19 protein-coding genes are annotated in these 16,206 nt (G+C 47.1%); 7 read left to right on the forward strand and 12 right to left on the reverse strand.

From position 1 onward, the window contains the following. Positions 1-7: 7 nt before the first annotated feature. Positions 8-1,357, forward strand: a complete 1,350-nt coding sequence (gene hslU / locus FHS56_RS04385; RefSeq protein WP_166918873.1) for an ATP-dependent protease ATPase subunit HslU — start codon at positions 8-10, stop codon at positions 1,355-1,357. 69 nt (positions 1,358-1,426) lie between these two features. On the opposite strand, the gene FHS56_RS04390 is transcribed toward hslU, so the two are convergent. The 4 genes from FHS56_RS04390 to FHS56_RS04405 all read right to left on the reverse strand — a co-directional run bounded on the left by FHS56_RS04390 (position 1,427) and on the right by FHS56_RS04405 (position 3,704). After that, positions 1,427-1,981 (reverse strand): outer membrane beta-barrel protein, encoded by a 555-nt coding sequence (locus FHS56_RS04390; RefSeq protein ID WP_166918638.1) that lies wholly within the window; start codon positions 1,979-1,981, stop codon positions 1,427-1,429. A gap of 67 nt (positions 1,982-2,048) precedes the next feature. Next, on the reverse strand, positions 2,049-2,813 hold the full coding sequence (locus tag FHS56_RS04395; protein WP_166918639.1) for a histidine kinase: 765 nt from the start codon (positions 2,811-2,813) through the stop codon (positions 2,049-2,051). Between the two features lie 242 nt (positions 2,814-3,055). Beyond that, positions 3,056-3,424, reverse strand: coding sequence for a DUF3127 domain-containing protein (locus FHS56_RS04400; protein WP_166918640.1), 369 nt, complete (start codon positions 3,422-3,424; stop codon positions 3,056-3,058). Positions 3,425-3,551: 127 nt separating this feature from the next. Then, positions 3,552-3,704, reverse strand: a complete 153-nt coding sequence (locus FHS56_RS04405) for a T9SS type A sorting domain-containing protein (RefSeq protein WP_166918641.1) — start codon at positions 3,702-3,704, stop codon at positions 3,552-3,554. Positions 3,705-3,915: 211 nt separating this feature from the next. Between FHS56_RS04405 and FHS56_RS04410 the strand changes: the two genes are divergently transcribed. After that, on the forward strand, positions 3,916-5,013 hold the full coding sequence (locus FHS56_RS04410; RefSeq protein ID WP_166918642.1) for a Nif3-like dinuclear metal center hexameric protein: 1,098 nt from the start codon (positions 3,916-3,918) through the stop codon (positions 5,011-5,013). A 3-nt stretch (positions 5,014-5,016) separates the two neighbouring features. Continuing rightward, positions 5,017-5,793: a zinc ribbon domain-containing protein gene (locus FHS56_RS04415; RefSeq protein WP_166918643.1), complete on the forward strand. Its 777-nt coding sequence runs from the start codon at positions 5,017-5,019 to the stop codon at positions 5,791-5,793. 65 nt (positions 5,794-5,858) lie between these two features. Here the strand turns inward: FHS56_RS04415 and gldC are convergent, their stop codons facing one another. Genes gldC through FHS56_RS04430 form a run of 3 tightly spaced genes read right to left on the reverse strand, consistent with a single transcriptional unit; the run spans position 5,859 to position 7,455 of the window. Beyond that, entirely contained in the window at positions 5,859-6,212 is a 354-nt protein-coding gene (gldC, locus tag FHS56_RS04420) for a gliding motility protein GldC (protein WP_166918644.1), read from the reverse strand. Positions 6,213-6,235: 23 nt separating this feature from the next. Then, complete coding sequence (locus FHS56_RS04425; RefSeq protein ID WP_166918645.1) at positions 6,236-7,030, reverse strand: Sec62 family protein translocation protein; 795 nt, start codon at positions 7,028-7,030, stop codon at positions 6,236-6,238. A 23-nt stretch (positions 7,031-7,053) separates the two neighbouring features. Next, on the reverse strand, positions 7,054-7,455 hold the full coding sequence (locus FHS56_RS04430) for an ExbD/TolR family protein (protein WP_166918646.1): 402 nt from the start codon (positions 7,453-7,455) through the stop codon (positions 7,054-7,056). 85 nt (positions 7,456-7,540) lie between these two features. Between FHS56_RS04430 and FHS56_RS04435 the strand changes: the two genes are divergently transcribed. Further along, positions 7,541-7,750 carry a hypothetical protein gene (locus FHS56_RS04435; RefSeq protein ID WP_166918647.1) on the forward strand — a complete coding sequence of 70 codons (210 nt, stop codon included), beginning with the start codon at positions 7,541-7,543 and terminating at the stop codon, positions 7,748-7,750. A 24-nt stretch (positions 7,751-7,774) separates the two neighbouring features. Here the strand turns inward: FHS56_RS04435 and FHS56_RS04440 are convergent, their stop codons facing one another. After that, positions 7,775-7,924, reverse strand: a complete 150-nt coding sequence (locus FHS56_RS04440; RefSeq protein WP_166918648.1) for a hypothetical protein — start codon at positions 7,922-7,924, stop codon at positions 7,775-7,777. Between the two features lie 90 nt (positions 7,925-8,014). Between FHS56_RS04440 and guaA the strand changes: the two genes are divergently transcribed. Genes guaA through FHS56_RS04455 form a run of 3 tightly spaced genes read left to right on the forward strand, consistent with a single transcriptional unit; the run spans position 8,015 to position 11,307 of the window. Beyond that, positions 8,015-9,541: a glutamine-hydrolyzing GMP synthase gene (gene guaA, locus FHS56_RS04445; protein ID WP_166918649.1), complete on the forward strand. Its 1,527-nt coding sequence runs from the start codon at positions 8,015-8,017 to the stop codon at positions 9,539-9,541. A gap of 47 nt (positions 9,542-9,588) precedes the next feature. Beyond that, positions 9,589-10,353 carry a phosphosulfolactate synthase gene (locus FHS56_RS04450; RefSeq protein WP_166918650.1) on the forward strand — a complete coding sequence of 255 codons (765 nt, stop codon included), beginning with the start codon at positions 9,589-9,591 and terminating at the stop codon, positions 10,351-10,353. A 9-nt stretch (positions 10,354-10,362) separates the two neighbouring features. Then, positions 10,363-11,307, forward strand: coding sequence for a DUF368 domain-containing protein (locus FHS56_RS04455; RefSeq protein WP_208409625.1), 945 nt, complete (start codon positions 10,363-10,365; stop codon positions 11,305-11,307). Between the two features lie 52 nt (positions 11,308-11,359). Here FHS56_RS04455 and FHS56_RS04460 read toward each other — a convergent pair whose 3' ends face one another. Genes FHS56_RS04460 through FHS56_RS04475 form a run of 4 tightly spaced genes read right to left on the reverse strand, consistent with a single transcriptional unit; the run spans position 11,360 to position 16,143 of the window. Next, complete coding sequence (locus FHS56_RS04460; RefSeq protein ID WP_166918651.1) at positions 11,360-12,571, reverse strand: FtsX-like permease family protein; 1,212 nt, start codon at positions 12,569-12,571, stop codon at positions 11,360-11,362. Positions 12,572-12,574: 3 nt separating this feature from the next. Then, entirely contained in the window at positions 12,575-13,216 is a 642-nt protein-coding gene (locus tag FHS56_RS04465; RefSeq protein ID WP_166918652.1) for an ATP-binding cassette domain-containing protein, read from the reverse strand. Between the two features lie 33 nt (positions 13,217-13,249). Beyond that, positions 13,250-14,887 carry a DUF4836 family protein gene (locus tag FHS56_RS04470; RefSeq protein WP_166918653.1) on the reverse strand — a complete coding sequence of 546 codons (1,638 nt, stop codon included), beginning with the start codon at positions 14,885-14,887 and terminating at the stop codon, positions 13,250-13,252. Between the two features lie 56 nt (positions 14,888-14,943). Next, positions 14,944-16,143: a proline dehydrogenase family protein gene (locus FHS56_RS04475; protein WP_166918654.1), complete on the reverse strand. Its 1,200-nt coding sequence runs from the start codon at positions 16,141-16,143 to the stop codon at positions 14,944-14,946. Between the last annotated feature and the right edge of the window lie 63 nt (positions 16,144-16,206).

Raw genomic sequence — 16,206 nt, forward strand, 5'->3', positions numbered from 1 at the left:
TCAAATGATGAAAAGCGAAAATAATTTTCCCACACCGCATCAGATTGTAGCTGAATTAGATAAGTATATTATCGGGCAAAAAGAAGCCAAAAAGCATGTAGCTATAGCCCTGCGTAACCGCTGGCGACGCATGCACGCCCCCACGGATATTCAAGCCGAAATTGTGCCTAACAACATTTTGATGATTGGACCCACTGGCGTAGGCAAAACAGAGATTGCGCGCCGCCTGGCGCGTTTGGCAAATGCTCCCTTTGTGAAGGTAGAAGCTTCTAAATTCACAGAAGTGGGTTATGTAGGGCGTGATGTGGAAAGCATGGTGCGCGACTTGGTCGAACAAGCCGTGAATATGGTGAAGGCTCAAAAGCAGGAAGAAGTGAAAGCCAAAGCCATGGAAGCCGTCGAAGAAATTATCTTGGATGCCCTCATACCGCCCTTGCGCCCGGGGGCTTCTTCCGAAGACCAAGCCCTCAACCAAAAAACACGTGAGCTGTTCCGCGAACGTCTGCGCCGTGGCGAGCTCGACGATAAAAAGATAGAAATCAGCGTGTCGCAGTCGGCAAGTGCCAATGTGGGCATCATGGGACCCGGACTTGACGACCAAACACTCATGAACCTGCAAGAGATGCTGGGCAGTATGCTGCCTAAAAAGAGCAAGCGGCGCAAGTTGAGCATAGCCGAAGCCCGCAAGCTCCTTTTCGAGGAGGAGTCCTCCAAACTCATCGATATGGATGAGGTAAAAGAAGAAGCCCGCCGGCGCGCCGAAGAAGCCGGTATCATCTTTATTGACGAAATAGACAAGATTGCAAGCAAAGGAAGCGAGCCCGGACCCGACGTAAGCCGCGAAGGAGTACAACGCGACCTACTGCCCATAGTAGAAGGTTCTACGGTAGCCACGAAATATGGTCCTGTGAAAACCGACCATATTTTATTCATAGCGGCAGGAGCTTTTCACTTGTCTAAGCCCTCTGACCTAATTCCCGAACTACAAGGGCGCTTCCCTATTCGCGTAGAACTGGAAAGCCTGTCGCAAGAGGACTTCTACCGTATTCTGAAAGAGCCTAAAAATGCGCTTACCAAGCAATATGAAGCTTTGTTTGCAGCTGAACAGGTAGAGCTTCACTTCCAAGACGAAGCCTTGCGCCGCATTGCCGAAATTGCTTATGAAATCAACAGTGAGATGGAAAATATAGGAGCAAGACGCCTGCAAACCGTCATGACCCAACTGCTCAGCGACTTCTTGTTTGATATCCCAGACAAAATACCGCCTTATGCCAAAATAATGGTTACTGTAGAGATGGTCAACGAGCGTCTGCAGGGACTTATCAAAAACCACAACTTAAGCCAATACATTCTGTAAAAAAAGAAGGGCACCCTCTTTGGAGTGCCCTTCTTCGGGTACATATTACAGCTCCTCAACCCTGGCTTGTTAGAAGTAGGTTTGCAAGCCAACGCCTATAAGCAATCCATTTCTTCCGTAGCTCAAGTCTCTGTCATCGGCATTAGAAAGCGCATAGCCACGAAAGCGCAGCGCCGGTTCAATAGCCACGTGGTTGTTCACAAAAAAAGCAAAACCGGCACCCAGCGAGTAACCTAAGCCATTATAAACTTTGTTTTTCCCAATTTTTTGGCTTGCATAGCCCACATAACCCTCAAAGAAAAGCTTCATAGGCAAATAGAAGCGGGCAAAAGGACCCACCCCTACCGTAGTATATTCGTGCTTACCATCTGCATTGCGGGTAAAGATGTCCATAGCCAAGCCAAGAGCTACTTCATCGGACACAAACACCCCCACCGACGGGTTGAAGTTGAGTTCTGTAAATTTCTTCTCTGTACGTATAATCACATTGTTATTACGCTCTTCAGTGTACTCTTTGCCGGAATTGATGCCAAAGCTACCCCCTGCCAAGATAGTTCCTTGGCTGATTTGTGCCAAAGCGGCGGTGCTCCAAAGGCACGCCAACAGTAACCATACTTTTTTCATAGTTGCTTATTGCGTTTGTTTGATGAACGTGCGAAATAATCCATTTTTTTTCATTCACACAACAGCACTAAAAAGAAAGTAAAGCTGTCATCATCCTTATTTTTTCATCTGTGGCAGCCTTAGGCAGATTAAAGAAAAAAGCCAACTCTTTATCGCTGTTTTCTGAATAATACACTTTTCCGCATAAAGCCATGATGTAATGATGGGCAGCATAAAGCTCCGATTCATTTTCTGATGAAAACAAGCGTTTTCCTTTGCCGTTACGGGCAGGCTTGGCTCCCAAAACCTCTACTTTTATTTCAACCAATTGCTCCGGTGTGTTGTCGGTGAGGGTGATGTTGATGGTGCAACCGTCGGCAGTGGTTTTCAGCATATGCCCCATGATGTTGTGCATCACTTTGTCCAAAAAATATCTATCTACCCAAACAGATAAACGGGGCAATGATGGTGGTACCGTATCTACTATTACCTGAATGGTTTCTTTTTGCCGGCGCACGCGTGCCGCATGCTTCTTCATGTATTTCAACAAGTCAATTACTTGCATATGGTGTTCCAGCCCAAATTTATTCATCAAAGAGAGCCCATCTTCCTGTGCCTCATCTAAAATTCTTTCACACTCCTTGATAGCTCTGTTCAATAGAGCAAAATATTCCCTGTCAAAACCAAGTGGCGACAAATCGTAGTGCTGCTGCATTATCTGCGACAATGCCTTCATCTCCACCAAAACATTGCGCAAGCGGTATTGCATACCAGCATAAACTTCCTCATAGCCATCGCTTAGATACAACAAGTCATCGCGATGGCGAAACAAGTAGTCTTGCTCCTTGCTCATGCGTACAACCGCTTGCTTCAAATGTCTGTAACGCACATAAAAAGCAGCCACTGTAGCCATTAGCAGGAGAGCGAAAACCCCAAGTAGGAGATAAAAGCTGTGTGGTTCCATTCCCCTTATAACGACAAAAGCGACAGTTTAGTTTATACGGCAAGGCGATTTTATGCTACATGTCATCAAAAAAAATAGCCGGAAAGCTCGCATATTTCCGGCATATAAATTGACAACTATCGCTTTTGAAATTAAAACGGCAGTTCTTCTTCGCTGTCGTCGGTGAATGCCGCCCCTGCCGGAAAATCGTCTTGTTCTGTGGCAGGCACATAATCCTGCTCTTGCATACTGCGGCGCTGGAGAGCATAAGCCGTGGCGTCGGTGTACCAGCGCCCGTTGTATTCACGCGAAGCCAGCTGAAAGCGCACTTGCACAATATCGTTGAGTTCACAGCTATCGAGCAACTCTACTTTATCGTTCCATAGAAGAAAGCAAATCTGTTTGGGGTAAGTGTCTTGCGTTTCTATGACAAACTCACGCTTACGCCACTCGCCGTTACGTCCTTGCCCAGTTTGCACTTCTCCGATAAAAATTAGCTTACCTTTTACTTCAAAACTCATGTTCTTTTTCAGTTTTTTTAATGGAACCAATGGAAGACGAAAATAAACAAAAAAGAGGGTTCCGCCTATCATCACAAACGTGAACCCTCAAAATATCTTGTTGTTCATCCTTCAAAGGCTACTACAACTATTGCTTTACAATGCGTATGCTGTGCACTTGATTTGTGCCTACCACACGCAAGAAATAAACGCCTTGTGGCAGGGCTTGCAGGTCAAGCGAGTCATACTCCATAGCAGTTTTGCGGAGTAACAAGTTGCTGCGCACGTCAAACAGCATCAAGGTAGCTTGTAAATCAACTCCTTTCTTGTTTTATGGGCAATCTCATAGGTACTTGTGTTTTATTTTAAATAAACATAATTTAGTCGGTCATACTCAAACTCAATTTTCAACAATTCACATCATTTACTGGGCGAAAGCTTTCCCTTGTTCGATGAAAAGAAGGGAGAGCTCCCATTGGAGAATCAATGTATTTCTAAAATATGCGCGTAAAATGAAGGTATCAGATATTTGCAAGATAATAGAAGCGTTTGCACCCGCTGCTTATCAAGAAAGCTATGATAATGCCCGGCTCATTTGCGGCAACCCGCAAGAAGAAGTGCGTGGTGTGCTCATCACACTTGACTGCACAGAATCCGTTGTGGAAGAAGCCATAGAAAAAGGATGCAACCTTGTCATAGCACATCATCCTATTGTATTCAAAGGGCTTAAAAGTCTTACCGGTGCCAACTACGTAGAGCGAGTCGTTATTAAGGCTATTCAAAAAGGCATTGCGATTTATGCCGTTCACACCAACTTAGACAATGTTTATTATGGCGTAAGTCATAGTTTGGCTGCCCGCTTGGGCTTACAAAACATAAGGATTCTTCAACCTAAGACCCATACACTGGAAAAATTGGTGGTTTTTTGCCCGCTCTCTCATTCGGCACAAGTGCGCGAAGCGCTGCATGCAGCCGGTGCCGGGCAAATCGGCAACTATAAAAACTGTAGCTTTCGAACAAAAGGCTTGGGCACCTTCCAACCCAACGAGCAAGCCAACCCTTTCATAGGGCAGGCAGGCGGTGGGCTCGAAGAAGTAGAGGAAGAACGCATAGAGGTGATTTATCCGGCACATCTTCAAACACAAATACTAACCGCCATGCGAATGGCGCACCCCTACGAAGAAGTAGCCTATTATGTACACCGCTTAGAGAACTACAATCAAGAGGTAGGTAGCGGCGCCATAGGTGAGCTAAACGAGGCATTTTCCCCTACCGACTTTCTTCAATACGTAAAAAACAAGCTGCCAGTGCATGTCATCCGCTACACACAAACCCACAAATCACATATTCGCCGGGTGGCAGTGTGCGGCGGCAGCGGCGCTTTTCTTATCCACACTGCCCGCCGGCAAGGTGCCGATGCCTACATCACCGCCGATGTAAAGTATCATGAGTTCTTCGATGCCGAGGGCGAAATGATGATACTCGACATTGGACATTACGAAAGCGAAGTGCATACAAAAGAATTGATTCACGCTTACTTGTCCTCAAAAATTCGTAATATTGCACTTTGCATTTCGGAAATCAGTACCAACCCCATAAATTACTTTTAAGCGATGGAAAAAACAGTTGCAGAAAAGTTAGAAGCGCTTTTAACTCTACAAGAAATCGACTCACAGCTGGATGAAATCTATAAAATGCGTGGAGACCTGCCCCGTGAGGTGCAAGACCTCGAAGACGAGATAGAAGGATATAAGACCCGCATCAGCCGCTTCGAAGCCATGATTAAGGAATGGGAGGCGGAAATCAAAGAGCTGAAACAAACCAAAAAAGAGTGCGAGCTGCGCATCGAGAAGTATAAAAACCAGCAAATGAATATTCGCAACAACCGCGAATATGAAGCCATCAGCCGCGAGATAGAAAGCGAAGAACTCGAAATTGTACTTTGCGATAAGAAAATCAAAGAACTAAGCGAAAAAATCAAAACAAAGAAGGAGGAGATTGCAGAAGTGCAGAAAATCATTGACGAGCGCAGCATAGACCTGGAAAATAAAAGGCAAGAGCTCGAGCAAATCATGAGCGAAAGCGAAGAAGAAGAGAAAAATCTCAAGAAAAACCGTGAAAAGCAAATCAAGCAAATCGAAGAGCGCCTATATACTGCTTATGAAAAGTTGCGCAAGAATGCGGGCAACGGCTTGGCAGTGGTGGTGGTTACCCGAGATGCTTGTGGCGGTTGTTTCAACCAAGTGCCTCCTCAACGACAACTGGAAATAAAAGAAAAGAAAAAAATCATTGTTTGTGAGCACTGTGGGCGCATCCTTGCCGACGTGGAAGAAGCAGAGGACACAGAAGCCAAACCCAAACGAAAAACACGCCGTCTAAATAAACAATAAACAAAAAGCCGCCGGATATGGGCGGCTTTTTTATTTCAGGACCGGAGTCGTCCAATAGTAGCCAATTATTTCATATTCATGCTGCGCATCTCTTGAAGCAAGCGCTCATCCAAGCGCTTGCAGCAGTTCTCTATTTCCATTGCCATCAGCTCATCGCCGGTAGCTTTGCGCAAGGTGTCTGCCATGGTAGCGATGGTTTCTATGCAAAAACGCTTCATTTCAATCACATTCATTTCTTTGTTCCACAAGTCTATTTTCAAAGTGCCGCTGCCGGTACCATCCCAGATAGCCAATGAAAAAGCTTTGGCATCTTGATGGGCGTCGTCGGGCTGTTGGGTTGCCTCCCAACGAATAGACTCACACACGTTGTGCTCATCCAGCGTAACGTATAATTGGATAGATTCTTGTCTTTTGCTCATGATTACTTTTTTGTGCAAAGGTACTACTTTGACTTCAAACGGAAGGTAATGGTGCCGCGCGCACGGCTGGGAACACGCGCTGAGCTGCGTACCAAGCAGCCTTCAATCTGCTCTTCCAGGGCTCTTTTATACAAAGCAACTACTCGAGGGCTTACATTATATTGCTTGGTGGTGATGGTTTGCAGGTAACCGTCTTCGTCAACGATAATTTCAAAAGTAATAAAACCTTCTTCACCTGAATTGTCGTTGACTTGCAAATTATTGCAACTGAGCTTCCAGCCGTCCAAGCCGGTAAGGCTAAAGCCGCCCTCTCCACCGCCATACAAGCCCCTACCATCCAGAGTGCCTTCGCTGCGCCCTTTGATTCCCTCTTTGCCATCATCTCCCTTGCCGGTGCCACTACCCTCCGGATTAAATAGGGCTTTAGGATTGGGTTGAGGCTCTGGCTCGGCTTGCTTAGGCTGGTCTTTAGGCAACTGTGGCTTGGTTTCGGGTGCTTTTTGCGGCACACTCACCTCTGCTTCGGGCAGCTGGCTGGGTGTTTCTACAGCTTCGTTTGGGGTGGCACTTTCCTCCGGTAAATCTTCGCTTTGTCTTTCTTGCGTAGGCACAAAACGAGGATTTTCACCCTGCCCTTCTTCATCGCTTCCATATGATAGCTCTATGCCATACTCGGGTGGCGGGGGTATGGGGGGCTCCCACGCATAAATAAAGAAAAACAAAGTGACTATAAGCACGTGTACCACCAAGGATACGATGAAAGCCGTACGTCTGCTTGTCTTTTCTATTTTTTCCAATGGTTCTTTCTCTTGTACCATGCCTCTTAGCTTGAATTGTATGCTTACTTCGGTTGGGCTGCTACCGATACGCGCGCCTTCAGACTGTTGGCAATGCCTGCCACTTCTACCAAGTATTGCGTAGGTACTTCTTTATCTATATGCAGCACAACGACCCCTTCGCCCTCCTGTTGTGTAGAAAGCAATTGTCGCAAGCGCATCTCCAACATTTCCATGTCACTCACTGCTTGCCCGTTTACAAAAAACCGCAAGTCTTTGGTAATGGTTACGGCTACTTTCTGCATTTCTATCTTCACACTCTTACTTGTGGGCGTGCTTATCGGCACCCCGGTAGGTGTTACTGCCGAGGAAGTCAGCATAAAGAAAATCAGCAGCAAGAAGATGACATCCGTCATAGAAGAAAGGCTAAAAGCCGGGTCTACTTTGTTTTTTGACTCTAAAGCCATACGGAATGTGTTTTAGTGATTCTCAAAGATATCAATTGATGTCATAACATAAAAGCACCCAAAGAAAAGCAAAGCGTCATGAAACATGAAAACTGAGCCACGCCGCCGGAGAACTTTTCTTGTAACTGAAGCAAAAATCTTGCCCAGTTTTTTCATAAAACCCCAATTTACAGGCAGGGAGCGTCGTACTTTAGCAGATAAGAGCTGGAAAAGAGGCGAGGCAACCCAATGCCGAGCTATGGCGCGCAGCTTGTCGCCACTGCCACTTCACCACTCCACAGCAGTCAATATTTGAGAAGCGAGGCATTGCTTCAGCAGCTTAATTCAAGGCAAAGAGGCTGGCGGTAGATTCACCTAAGTAACGACCGATGCCCTCCCGCTCCCGCAGGTTACTGTGCAGTGCCTTCAGAGCTATTTGGTTGGCGCTCAGCAACTTTTTTTGATGGCTTCTTCTGCTCCATGTATTCATGGGCTGTGTGTGAAATTCGGGCACAAAAGTGTGAAATCTTCTTATCTTTGCGCATTCTTCATTTAACAAACCCCATAGCTGCACACCGTCATGGAGAAAATCATTGTTCTCGACTTTGGTTCTCAATATACTCAATTGATTGCGCGCCGCATACGCGAGCTGCATGTTTACTGCGAAATCCTTCCGTTCAACCGCCCGGTATCACTAAACTCGGAAGTCAAAGGGATTGTACTTTCGGGCAGCCCCTTTTCTGTAAAAGACCCTAATGCCCCCACGGTAGATACCAGGCAATGGCGTGGCAAAGTGCCCTTACTGGGCATTTGCTACGGCGCTCAATGGATGGCACACCAAGAAGGGGGCGAGGTAGCTCCCTCCCAAATCAGAGAGTATGGGCGAGCCACCCTTCAAATAGACCTACCGGAGCATCCACTTTTTGCGGGCATGTCCAAGGCATCGCAGGTATGGATGTCACATGCTGACAGCATCTTGCAACTCCCCCCCCACTTCAAGATACTGGCACATACCGAAAATATTCCCGTTGCCGCTTATGAAATCGAAGGTGAGCCAACCTACGGCATTCAGTTTCACCCGGAAGTAACTCACTCATTGGAGGGCAAACAATTGCTGCACAATTTTGTGGTCAACATCTGCGGGTGCAGCCAAAGTTGGACACCGGCTTCCTTCATAGAGCAGACTGTAGCCAGTCTCAAAGAGCAGCTGGGAAACGACAAAGTGGTAATGGCGCTTTCGGGTGGCGTGGACTCCTCAGTAGCAGCGATGCTGCTGCACCGTGCCATAGGTAGCAACCTATATTGTATTTTCGTGGACAACGGCTTGCTGCGTAAAAATGAATTCGAACAAGTGCTTGAGACTTACCGCGGCTTGGGACTCAATATCAAAGGGGTAGATGCCAAGCAACAATTTTATGATGCCCTGCGCGGCATCAGCGACCCCGAAGCCAAACGCAAAGCCATCGGGCGCACCTTCATTGAAATATTCGACGAGGAAGCGCATAAAATCCAGGATGTAAAGTGGCTGGGACAGGGCACCATTTATCCGGATGTCATTGAGTCCGTATCAGTCAATGGTCCGTCTGTAACCATCAAATCGCACCACAACGTAGGCGGCTTGCCCGAACGCATGAAGCTGAAAGTGATAGAGCCGCTGCGCAGCCTCTTCAAAGACGAAGTGCGCGAAGTAGGCTATGCTTTAGGGCTTCCCAAAGCCATCATTGGGCGACATCCTTTCCCCGGTCCGGGCTTGGGTATTCGTATTTTGGGCGAGGTAACTCCCGAGAAAGTACGTATACTGCAAGAAGCCGACGATATTTATATTGAAGCCTTGCGCCGAAGCGGTTGGTATGACAAGATATGGCAAGCCGGTGCTATCCTGCTGCCCATCCATTCGGTAGGTGTCATGGGCGATGAGCGCACCTATGAGCAGGTGGTAGCACTGCGTGCGGTGCACAGCACCGACGGCATGACTGCCGACTGGGTGCACCTGCCCTATGAACTGCTTGCCGATATATCCAACACCATTATTAACCGTGTGAAAGGTGTCAATCGTGTAGTATATGATATCAGCTCAAAGCCCCCAGCAACCATTGAGTGGGAATAACCTTCATTGAAGATGTTTCATTTTTTAATCTTAAACACATAGTGGCTATGAATTACACGCTGAAACACATTCCAGAACGCACCCAAAAGCCCCGCGAAGTAGGGCTTACCATGATGATGGACAAAGGCATGAGTGTACGTCAAGTAGAGGATGTGCTCGAAACAGCCGGCGACTATATAGATGTGGTAAAGCTCGGATGGGCTACTTCCTATGTTACACCCAATCTCGAAAAGAAACTGCAAGTGTACAAAAGTGCGGGTATTCCGGTATATTTTGGCGGCACGCTCTTCGAGGCTTTCGTGGTGCGCAACCAGTTTGAAGACTATTTGCGTGTACTGGACAAATACAAGATGACTTTTGCCGAAGTATCGGACGGCTCGATAGAAATGCCCCACGAGCAGAAATGTGAGTACATCCGCCGATTGTCGCAGCAGGTAACCGTACTTTCAGAAGTCGGTTCCAAAGATGCTTCCAAGATTATGCCGCCCTACATGTGGATAGAGCTGATGCAAGCAGAACTGGAAGCAGGGGCATGGAAAGTGATAGGCGAGGCACGCGAAGCCGGTAATGTAGGATTGTTCCGCTCGTCGGGTGAGGTGCGCGAAGGTTTGGTAAAAGAGATATTGCACTCTATCCCCTACGAAAAAATCATCTGGGAAGCTCCTCAAAAAGCACAACAGGTGTGGTTTATCAAGCTGATTGGTCCGAATGTAAATTTGGGTAACATAGCGCCCCAAGAAGTCATCCCGCTGGAAACTATACGGCTGGGTTTGCGCGGCGATACTTTCGACTTTTTCCTTCCCAAAGAATAAAGCACCCTCATGAAAGAATATCGTAGAGCTTTTACACTGTGGTTAAAGGGCTTAGCAATGGGCAGTGCCGACGTAGTACCGGGCGTATCGGGTGGCACTGTCGCCCTTATTGCTGGCATCTATACCGAACTCATCGACACACTCAAGAACATCGATGCGGAAGCCTTGAAGTTGCTTTTTCGTTTCCGTCTAAAAGAATTTTGGCATAAAATAAATGGCAGTTTCCTGCTGCCCCTATTACTGGGCATAGCCACTGCCTTGCTTTCTTTGGCACGCCTCATCACCTACCTTCTCCAGCACCACCCTGTGGTGGTCTGGTCTTTTTTCTTTGGCTTAATCCTCGCCTCAGTGTGGTTGGTGGGCAGAGAGATAAAACACTGGCATATAGGTAGTTGGCTTGCCTTTGCTGCGGGTACTGCCATGGCATACTGGCTCACGGCAAGCATGCCTGCCGAAACGCCCAACAGCCTGTGGTTTGTTTTTATATCGGGGGCTATTGCCATCTGTGCTATGATTTTGCCCGGCATTTCAGGAAGCTTCATCCTCGTGTTGCTGGGCAAATATACTTTTATTTTAGAGGCACTGAAAGGTTTACGCATAGAGGTCATCGGTACTTTTGCTGCCGGCTGCGTAGTGGGGCTGCTTTCTTTTGTGCGTCTGCTTTCTCACTTGCTGCACCGTTTTCCCTCGACTACTATGGCTACTCTCGCCGGCTTTATGCTGGGCTCACTCAATAAGATATGGCCATGGAAAGAGGTGATAAGCACGAACTCGAAAGGAGTACCTTTGCTTACCCGCAATGTATTTCCAGCAAGCTACGAGCAATTGTACGGGCAAGACGCACAACTGGAGCTTGCCCTGCTGAGCTGTATAGTCGGCATTGTATTGATTGTAGCGCTGGAAAAAATGTCAAAGAAAAAAACCTCCTCTATTTCTTCAATTTCAACAAATTAAGCTCCACGTCTCCTTGCTTCTTTTTGAGCAAGGAGACGCTTAGTGAACAAGTTTATTTTTCTATCTTCTCTATGATGCGGCGCAGTGCCCACTGGTTCAGTAAAAAAGTGGCAGCAGTCAAAACCAAAGCCGCCAATAGCACCAAAGGGTGCAAAGACAGCTGTAGTTCAATAGCATATTTTTCCATCTTGTCGGCAAAGCCGTAGCCAATCGCTACCAAGCCAGCTGCTGACAACAACAATACCAACAAAATCATGCGCGCAAATTGACGCAAAAAGTGCGCCTCGATAAAACGCTGTTCGTAACCCAACAGCAAAAGGAGTTCTACCTCCGGCTTTTTTTCCAATAAGGTAGCCCGAAAAGCCAAGACAAAGACTAAAAAGGCTAATATCATAAAAACGAGTCCTACCAAGCCAAGCGCCGACATGGCTATGAGTGCCACAGTGCCCAAGCGCCCGGTTTGCAGTTGACTACGATTCACTTCCCACCCTTTCTGTTTTAAATACTCGAGCAAACGAGGGTCGCCACTGTTGGTTACTTTTACTAACAAACGAGCGGGCATCCCATCGGCAGCGGCTTCGCCTGCCAAGTGTTGGTTTGCCCAGCGCATGAAAGACATAGGCACAAGGATGGAAGGGATACGCTCCGAAAAGCCTACTACTTTCATCTGCACGACCAGCTGTCCTGCCGGTCCATAGAGCTTGGTGGGTAAGGGAGGAGCCATAGAAACCAAGTCAGGCGTTATTTGAGGCAAGCCTTTTGCCAGGGCATAGCCAAAATTATAGAGGTTGAGAAACTCCTTAGACACCACCACCGGCACAAAAGGGTCGCCCTCGCGCCATTGCCAATTGGGCGGTTCCACGTCTAAAAAGTGGTCAGGTACAGCCTCAAAAAAGAGCTCCGTGCTTAGTGGCAAAGTCTTGTTGCCGTAAGTCCATGCAGCAAAGTGGTTGCTTTCAAAAGCCCCTACTTGTTTTACAAAAGGCTGACGCCGCAAATCTTCTATTTCGTCTTGAGTAAATGCTGCACTCACGCCGGTAGCCGTATTCAGCAAAGTTACTTCCTTAGTGAGGATGAGGTAGTTGCTTGCCTTGCCGGACTCAAAAAACTCATGCATTGTCAGATACAGCTGCAGGGTAAACAAAACCAAACACAAGCCAATGGCATACCCCACGATGGCAGCCCACACATGCCCCCCACGGAAGGCTCTAAACACCAGCTTCAAGGCATTGCTTCGAGAGATGGAACGGAATTGTGGTATCATAATTTATCCAAGCAGCAGTTTTTCATCGAATCTCATTTGGTAATCATAACCCAAAGAAGTCAGAATAAAACCGGCATTCTGCTCTTGACAGCGACTGTAGATGAGGTGTACAACCCGCTGGATGTTTGCTTCATCCAGATGGCTGAAGGGCTCGTCCAGCAACAGCATATCAAAGGGTTGGATGAGCGCCCGTATGATGGCGATGCGTTGCCTTTCGCCATAGGAAAGAGATGCTACGCGACGTGAAAGCAGATGCTTTACGCCCAAATGGTCTGCCATAGCAGCTATCCGACTTGGTTCGGTGGCATAAAGTGCCGCTTTCAGTTGTAAGTTTTCCCAAGCTGTAAGCGAAGTCAACAGGCGCAAGTCTTGAAAGACAATAGACAGGCGTCTTTGGCGCAGCAGTGCCCATTCTTTATGTGAAAAGCTCCGGATGGGTTGCTCATCGATAAAGACACTGCCCTCGTAGTCTTTTCTTATGCCATAAAGGATATGCAAAAAGGTGGACTTGCCACGCCCCGAAGGAGAATAAATCTGATAAAACTTTCCACTTTCAAAAACATAAGACTGCTCCCACACTTGTGATTGCCTTTGCTGGCGCCCTACCAAGGGGGCAGGCAACAAACCCTCGATACGTATTTTCATAAGGATAAACGCTCCGCGTTTTGGGTGGTAGCCTTAAAAAACTGGTTCTTCTTCAAAAGCCTCTTCATCTACTTCTTCCATAGGCAATATGCCTCTTGCTAAAGGCTCATCTTCATCATATTTTTTTGCTTTCTTCGCCATCGTCTTTGCCACATCTATCAAAATAAGAAGTGCATTCTTGTTTTTTTCACGGAAGGTAAGGCGCATTTGCCCTTTTACTTTGCCATCCTCGTAACCGGGGCTCCACATCACCAACTCCTCAGCAAGGTTTATCACTTCGTTAGCTTCATCGTTGTTCAGCAAGCGGCTTTTTGCTAATTGCTCCAACAGCTCGGCACGAATGCCTATGAAAGAGGAAGACTTTTGGATTTGAGAAGTCCATACTTCGGGGGTATCGGCACTTTTCCAAATTGACTCAGAAGCACCCGAAGCAATGCGCAAGTAATTAGCGTCTTTATAGAGGTGTGCTACCCCGCCCATGAGCAGATACACTTCTCCCTGCGCGTTGGGCTTCTTGGTAAAAAATCCTTTTCGCGTGGTATAAGCCATCATTTTATTGTAGAGGTCGTTGTTGCGCACCCCCAGAACAAGTGCAAGCTCGGGCAAGCCGGAAAAGCTATTGAGTGCCAGGGTAAACTGACCGTCCCACATTGCAATAAGCTCATCGGCAGTGAGCCCTATTTCCTTCACCAGATTGGTGTTTATGTCTTTCAATGCTTGGTTTTCTACCATCTGGTCGAGCGCTGCCTCTGCGATAGCAAAGCTAAGCAGTGCCACCGGCTTCTGGTAGGGGATTTTAAGCACCTCTTTTTTGATTTTTTTATTGTAGTAAAGCTGCATTTCCCGAAGGGATTCCTTCGAGGGTAAAAAGGCTACATCTGCCTGTATCAAGCCATCATCAAAGCGTACATTCAGTGTAAAGGAAGCATCTTTCAGGTACTTTCTGGTACTTGCATCCACATTATCGAACGCATCCAGCTTGTCGGCAACATTCAAATCTGCCCAGAAGACCACATCTTCCCCCTCTTCCAGTGCTTTCTTGAATGACTCTTGCTTTTCAAACAGTTGCTTTTCTTTGGGCAATGCAAATAAATTGAGCAACTGCGCTTGCGCAGTATTGGCTTTTTCTGTTTCGCTGCAGCCTACATGAATATTCCCTACCAGTAAAGCGCGTTCATCCCAAGCCACCACAAGGCGGTCGCAATCTTCCTCTTGTACAAAATATTTTACTTTCCCTTTTTTTTGGAGAGCAGGTACTGCCTCTTTATCAAAAACCTTTTTCCAGAAAGCAGGGTCCTGTATATTTTTATTCCACTTATCGGGGGCATCCAACGCAAGCAATGCCGCTATTATCTCGCCTTCTGTTTGCCCAAACACATACACGGTGTTGGCGTAGTCAATGCCTGAATTCAAAATACGCTCTGCCCTCTCTGATACCTGTTTGGCTTCTTTGTCGGAAGCGCCCATTTCTTTCAAGTTGCTTTCGCTGAAAAGTTCTTGTGGCTGAAGGCTCTTGCTGATAATACGACGGGCATCCATCGCCAATACAAATTGGGCATCGGCAGGGATATAGCGCACATGCTCTGGGCTTTGTTTTTTCCCGGAACAAGCAGCCAGTAAAAAAACGTACAGCCCTAACAAGGTGTATGCACTTAGCTTCAGTTTTTTCATAACAGACGTCCGTTTTTCTTAAAGATAATAGTTTTTGTGTAGAGACATAAAGCGAATCATCGTTTTTTTCGGCGTTTTATTTCTTCCGATATTAGACGATACTCGCGGTTGCTTTGCCCTTTGATGGAAGTATTTTCTTCTGCCCGACGAATCAGATAAGGCACTACGGCATCGACCGGTCCGTAGGGCAAATACTTAGCCACACGGTAACCTGCTTTTGCTAAATTAAACGATATATGGTCGCTCATGCCATAGAGCTGTGCAAAATAGATGCGCTCATCCTGCGGGGCTATGTCTTTTTCTTGCATACTTTGTGCCAACAACAAGCAGCTCTGCTCGTTGTGAGTACCGGCACAAAAGGCTACTCTGTCGATGCGCTCAAGGCAAAAAAGCAGAGCAGCATTATAATCTTCATCACACTTTTTCTTGTTGGGCTGTATGGGGTCTGGGTAGCCCAGTTCTTGGGCGCGCTCACGCTCTTTTTCCATGTAAGCCCCACGTACCAGCTTAGCCCCTAAGTACACACCTTGTTCTTGTGCCCAAGCAAAAGCTTCTTTCAGCAGCTGCAGCCCGTCGCGCCGATACAGCTGATAGGTATTATAAACAACCGCCCGCTCGCGGTTAAAACGCTTCATCATCTCATAGGCAAGGTGGTCTATGGCAGCTTGAATCCAAGTTTCTTCGGCATCGATGAAGATACGTACCCCCTTGTGATAAGCTGCTTCGCAAAGGCGGTGCACACGTTGTTGTACTTCTACCCATTGTTTTTCTTCCTCTGCCGAAAGCGAAGCTTTGCTACTCACTTTTTCGAGCAAAGTAAAGGGGGCAATGCCCGTTACTTTAAAAACAGCAAAAGGCACTGCCGGATGTTGGGCAGCAAAATCAATGGTGCGTAACACCTCCGCAGTGGTTCTTTCAAAGCCTTCTTCGGTCTTTTCGCCCTCTACCGAATAGTCCAAGATGGTGCCTATGCCGTACTGTGCCAGTTGCTCGATGACTGGCAAGCAATCATCGATATCCTCGCCCCCACAAAATTGTTTGAATAGCGTCTCTCTGACGATGAAGCGGGTCAAGGGCTTGGTAAAGGGCAAAGCAAGGGTAGTTTTTACCAGAAAAGTGCCGGCATCCACCAAAGCCGGATGGTTCATCATCCCAAAAAGCCAATGCATACGTTGCAAATCGGCATCGGATTTCGAAGCAAAAGCAATGGAGGTATCGCTGAAGTCCAAAACGATAGGTTCTGTGGGCTCGCTCATAGTTTTTCAATTTATCGACATAAGACGCCCAAAGTTACGGTTTTTGCGCACTACTTTTGTTAT

The sequence above is a fragment of the Thermonema lapsum genome (genome assembly GCF_011761635.1).
Classification (GTDB): Bacteria; Bacteroidota; Bacteroidia; order Cytophagales; family Thermonemataceae; genus Thermonema; species Thermonema lapsum.

Coding starts and splice junctions, on each gene's coding strand:
- FHS56_RS04400 (WP_166918640.1), bottom strand. CDS start 3,424: ATGAGTTTTGAAGTAAAAGGTAAGCTAATTTTTATCGGAGAAGTGCAA.
- FHS56_RS04395 (WP_166918639.1), bottom strand. CDS start 2,813: ATGAGCAAGGAGCAAGACTACTTGTTTCGCCATCGCGATGACTTGTTG.
- FHS56_RS04465 (WP_166918652.1), bottom strand. CDS start 13,216: ATGAAAATACGTATCGAGGGTTTGTTGCCTGCCCCCTTGGTAGGGCGC.
- FHS56_RS04450 (WP_166918650.1), top strand. CDS start 9,589: ATGAATTACACGCTGAAACACATTCCAGAACGCACCCAAAAGCCCCGC.
- FHS56_RS04455 (WP_208409625.1), top strand. CDS start 10,363: ATGAAAGAATATCGTAGAGCTTTTACACTGTGGTTAAAGGGCTTAGCA.
- hslU (WP_166918873.1), top strand. CDS start 8: ATGAAAAGCGAAAATAATTTTCCCACACCGCATCAGATTGTAGCTGAA.
- FHS56_RS04440 (WP_166918648.1), bottom strand. CDS start 7,924: ATGAATACATGGAGCAGAAGAAGCCATCAAAAAAAGTTGCTGAGCGCC.
- guaA (WP_166918649.1), top strand. CDS start 8,015: ATGGAGAAAATCATTGTTCTCGACTTTGGTTCTCAATATACTCAATTG.
- FHS56_RS04460 (WP_166918651.1), bottom strand. CDS start 12,571: ATGATACCACAATTCCGTTCCATCTCTCGAAGCAATGCCTTGAAGCTG.
- FHS56_RS04435 (WP_166918647.1), top strand. CDS start 7,541: ATGAAAACTGAGCCACGCCGCCGGAGAACTTTTCTTGTAACTGAAGCA.
- FHS56_RS04430 (WP_166918646.1), bottom strand. CDS start 7,455: ATGGCTTTAGAGTCAAAAAACAAAGTAGACCCGGCTTTTAGCCTTTCT.
- gldC (WP_166918644.1), bottom strand. CDS start 6,212: ATGAGCAAAAGACAAGAATCTATCCAATTATACGTTACGCTGGATGAG.
- FHS56_RS04410 (WP_166918642.1), top strand. CDS start 3,916: ATGAAGGTATCAGATATTTGCAAGATAATAGAAGCGTTTGCACCCGCT.
- FHS56_RS04390 (WP_166918638.1), bottom strand. CDS start 1,981: ATGAAAAAAGTATGGTTACTGTTGGCGTGCCTTTGGAGCACCGCCGCT.
- FHS56_RS04415 (WP_166918643.1), top strand. CDS start 5,017: ATGGAAAAAACAGTTGCAGAAAAGTTAGAAGCGCTTTTAACTCTACAA.
- FHS56_RS04425 (WP_166918645.1), bottom strand. CDS start 7,030: ATGGTACAAGAGAAAGAACCATTGGAAAAAATAGAAAAGACAAGCAGA.
- FHS56_RS04475 (WP_166918654.1), bottom strand. CDS start 16,143: ATGAGCGAGCCCACAGAACCTATCGTTTTGGACTTCAGCGATACCTCC.
- FHS56_RS04470 (WP_166918653.1), bottom strand. CDS start 14,887: ATGAAAAAACTGAAGCTAAGTGCATACACCTTGTTAGGGCTGTACGTT.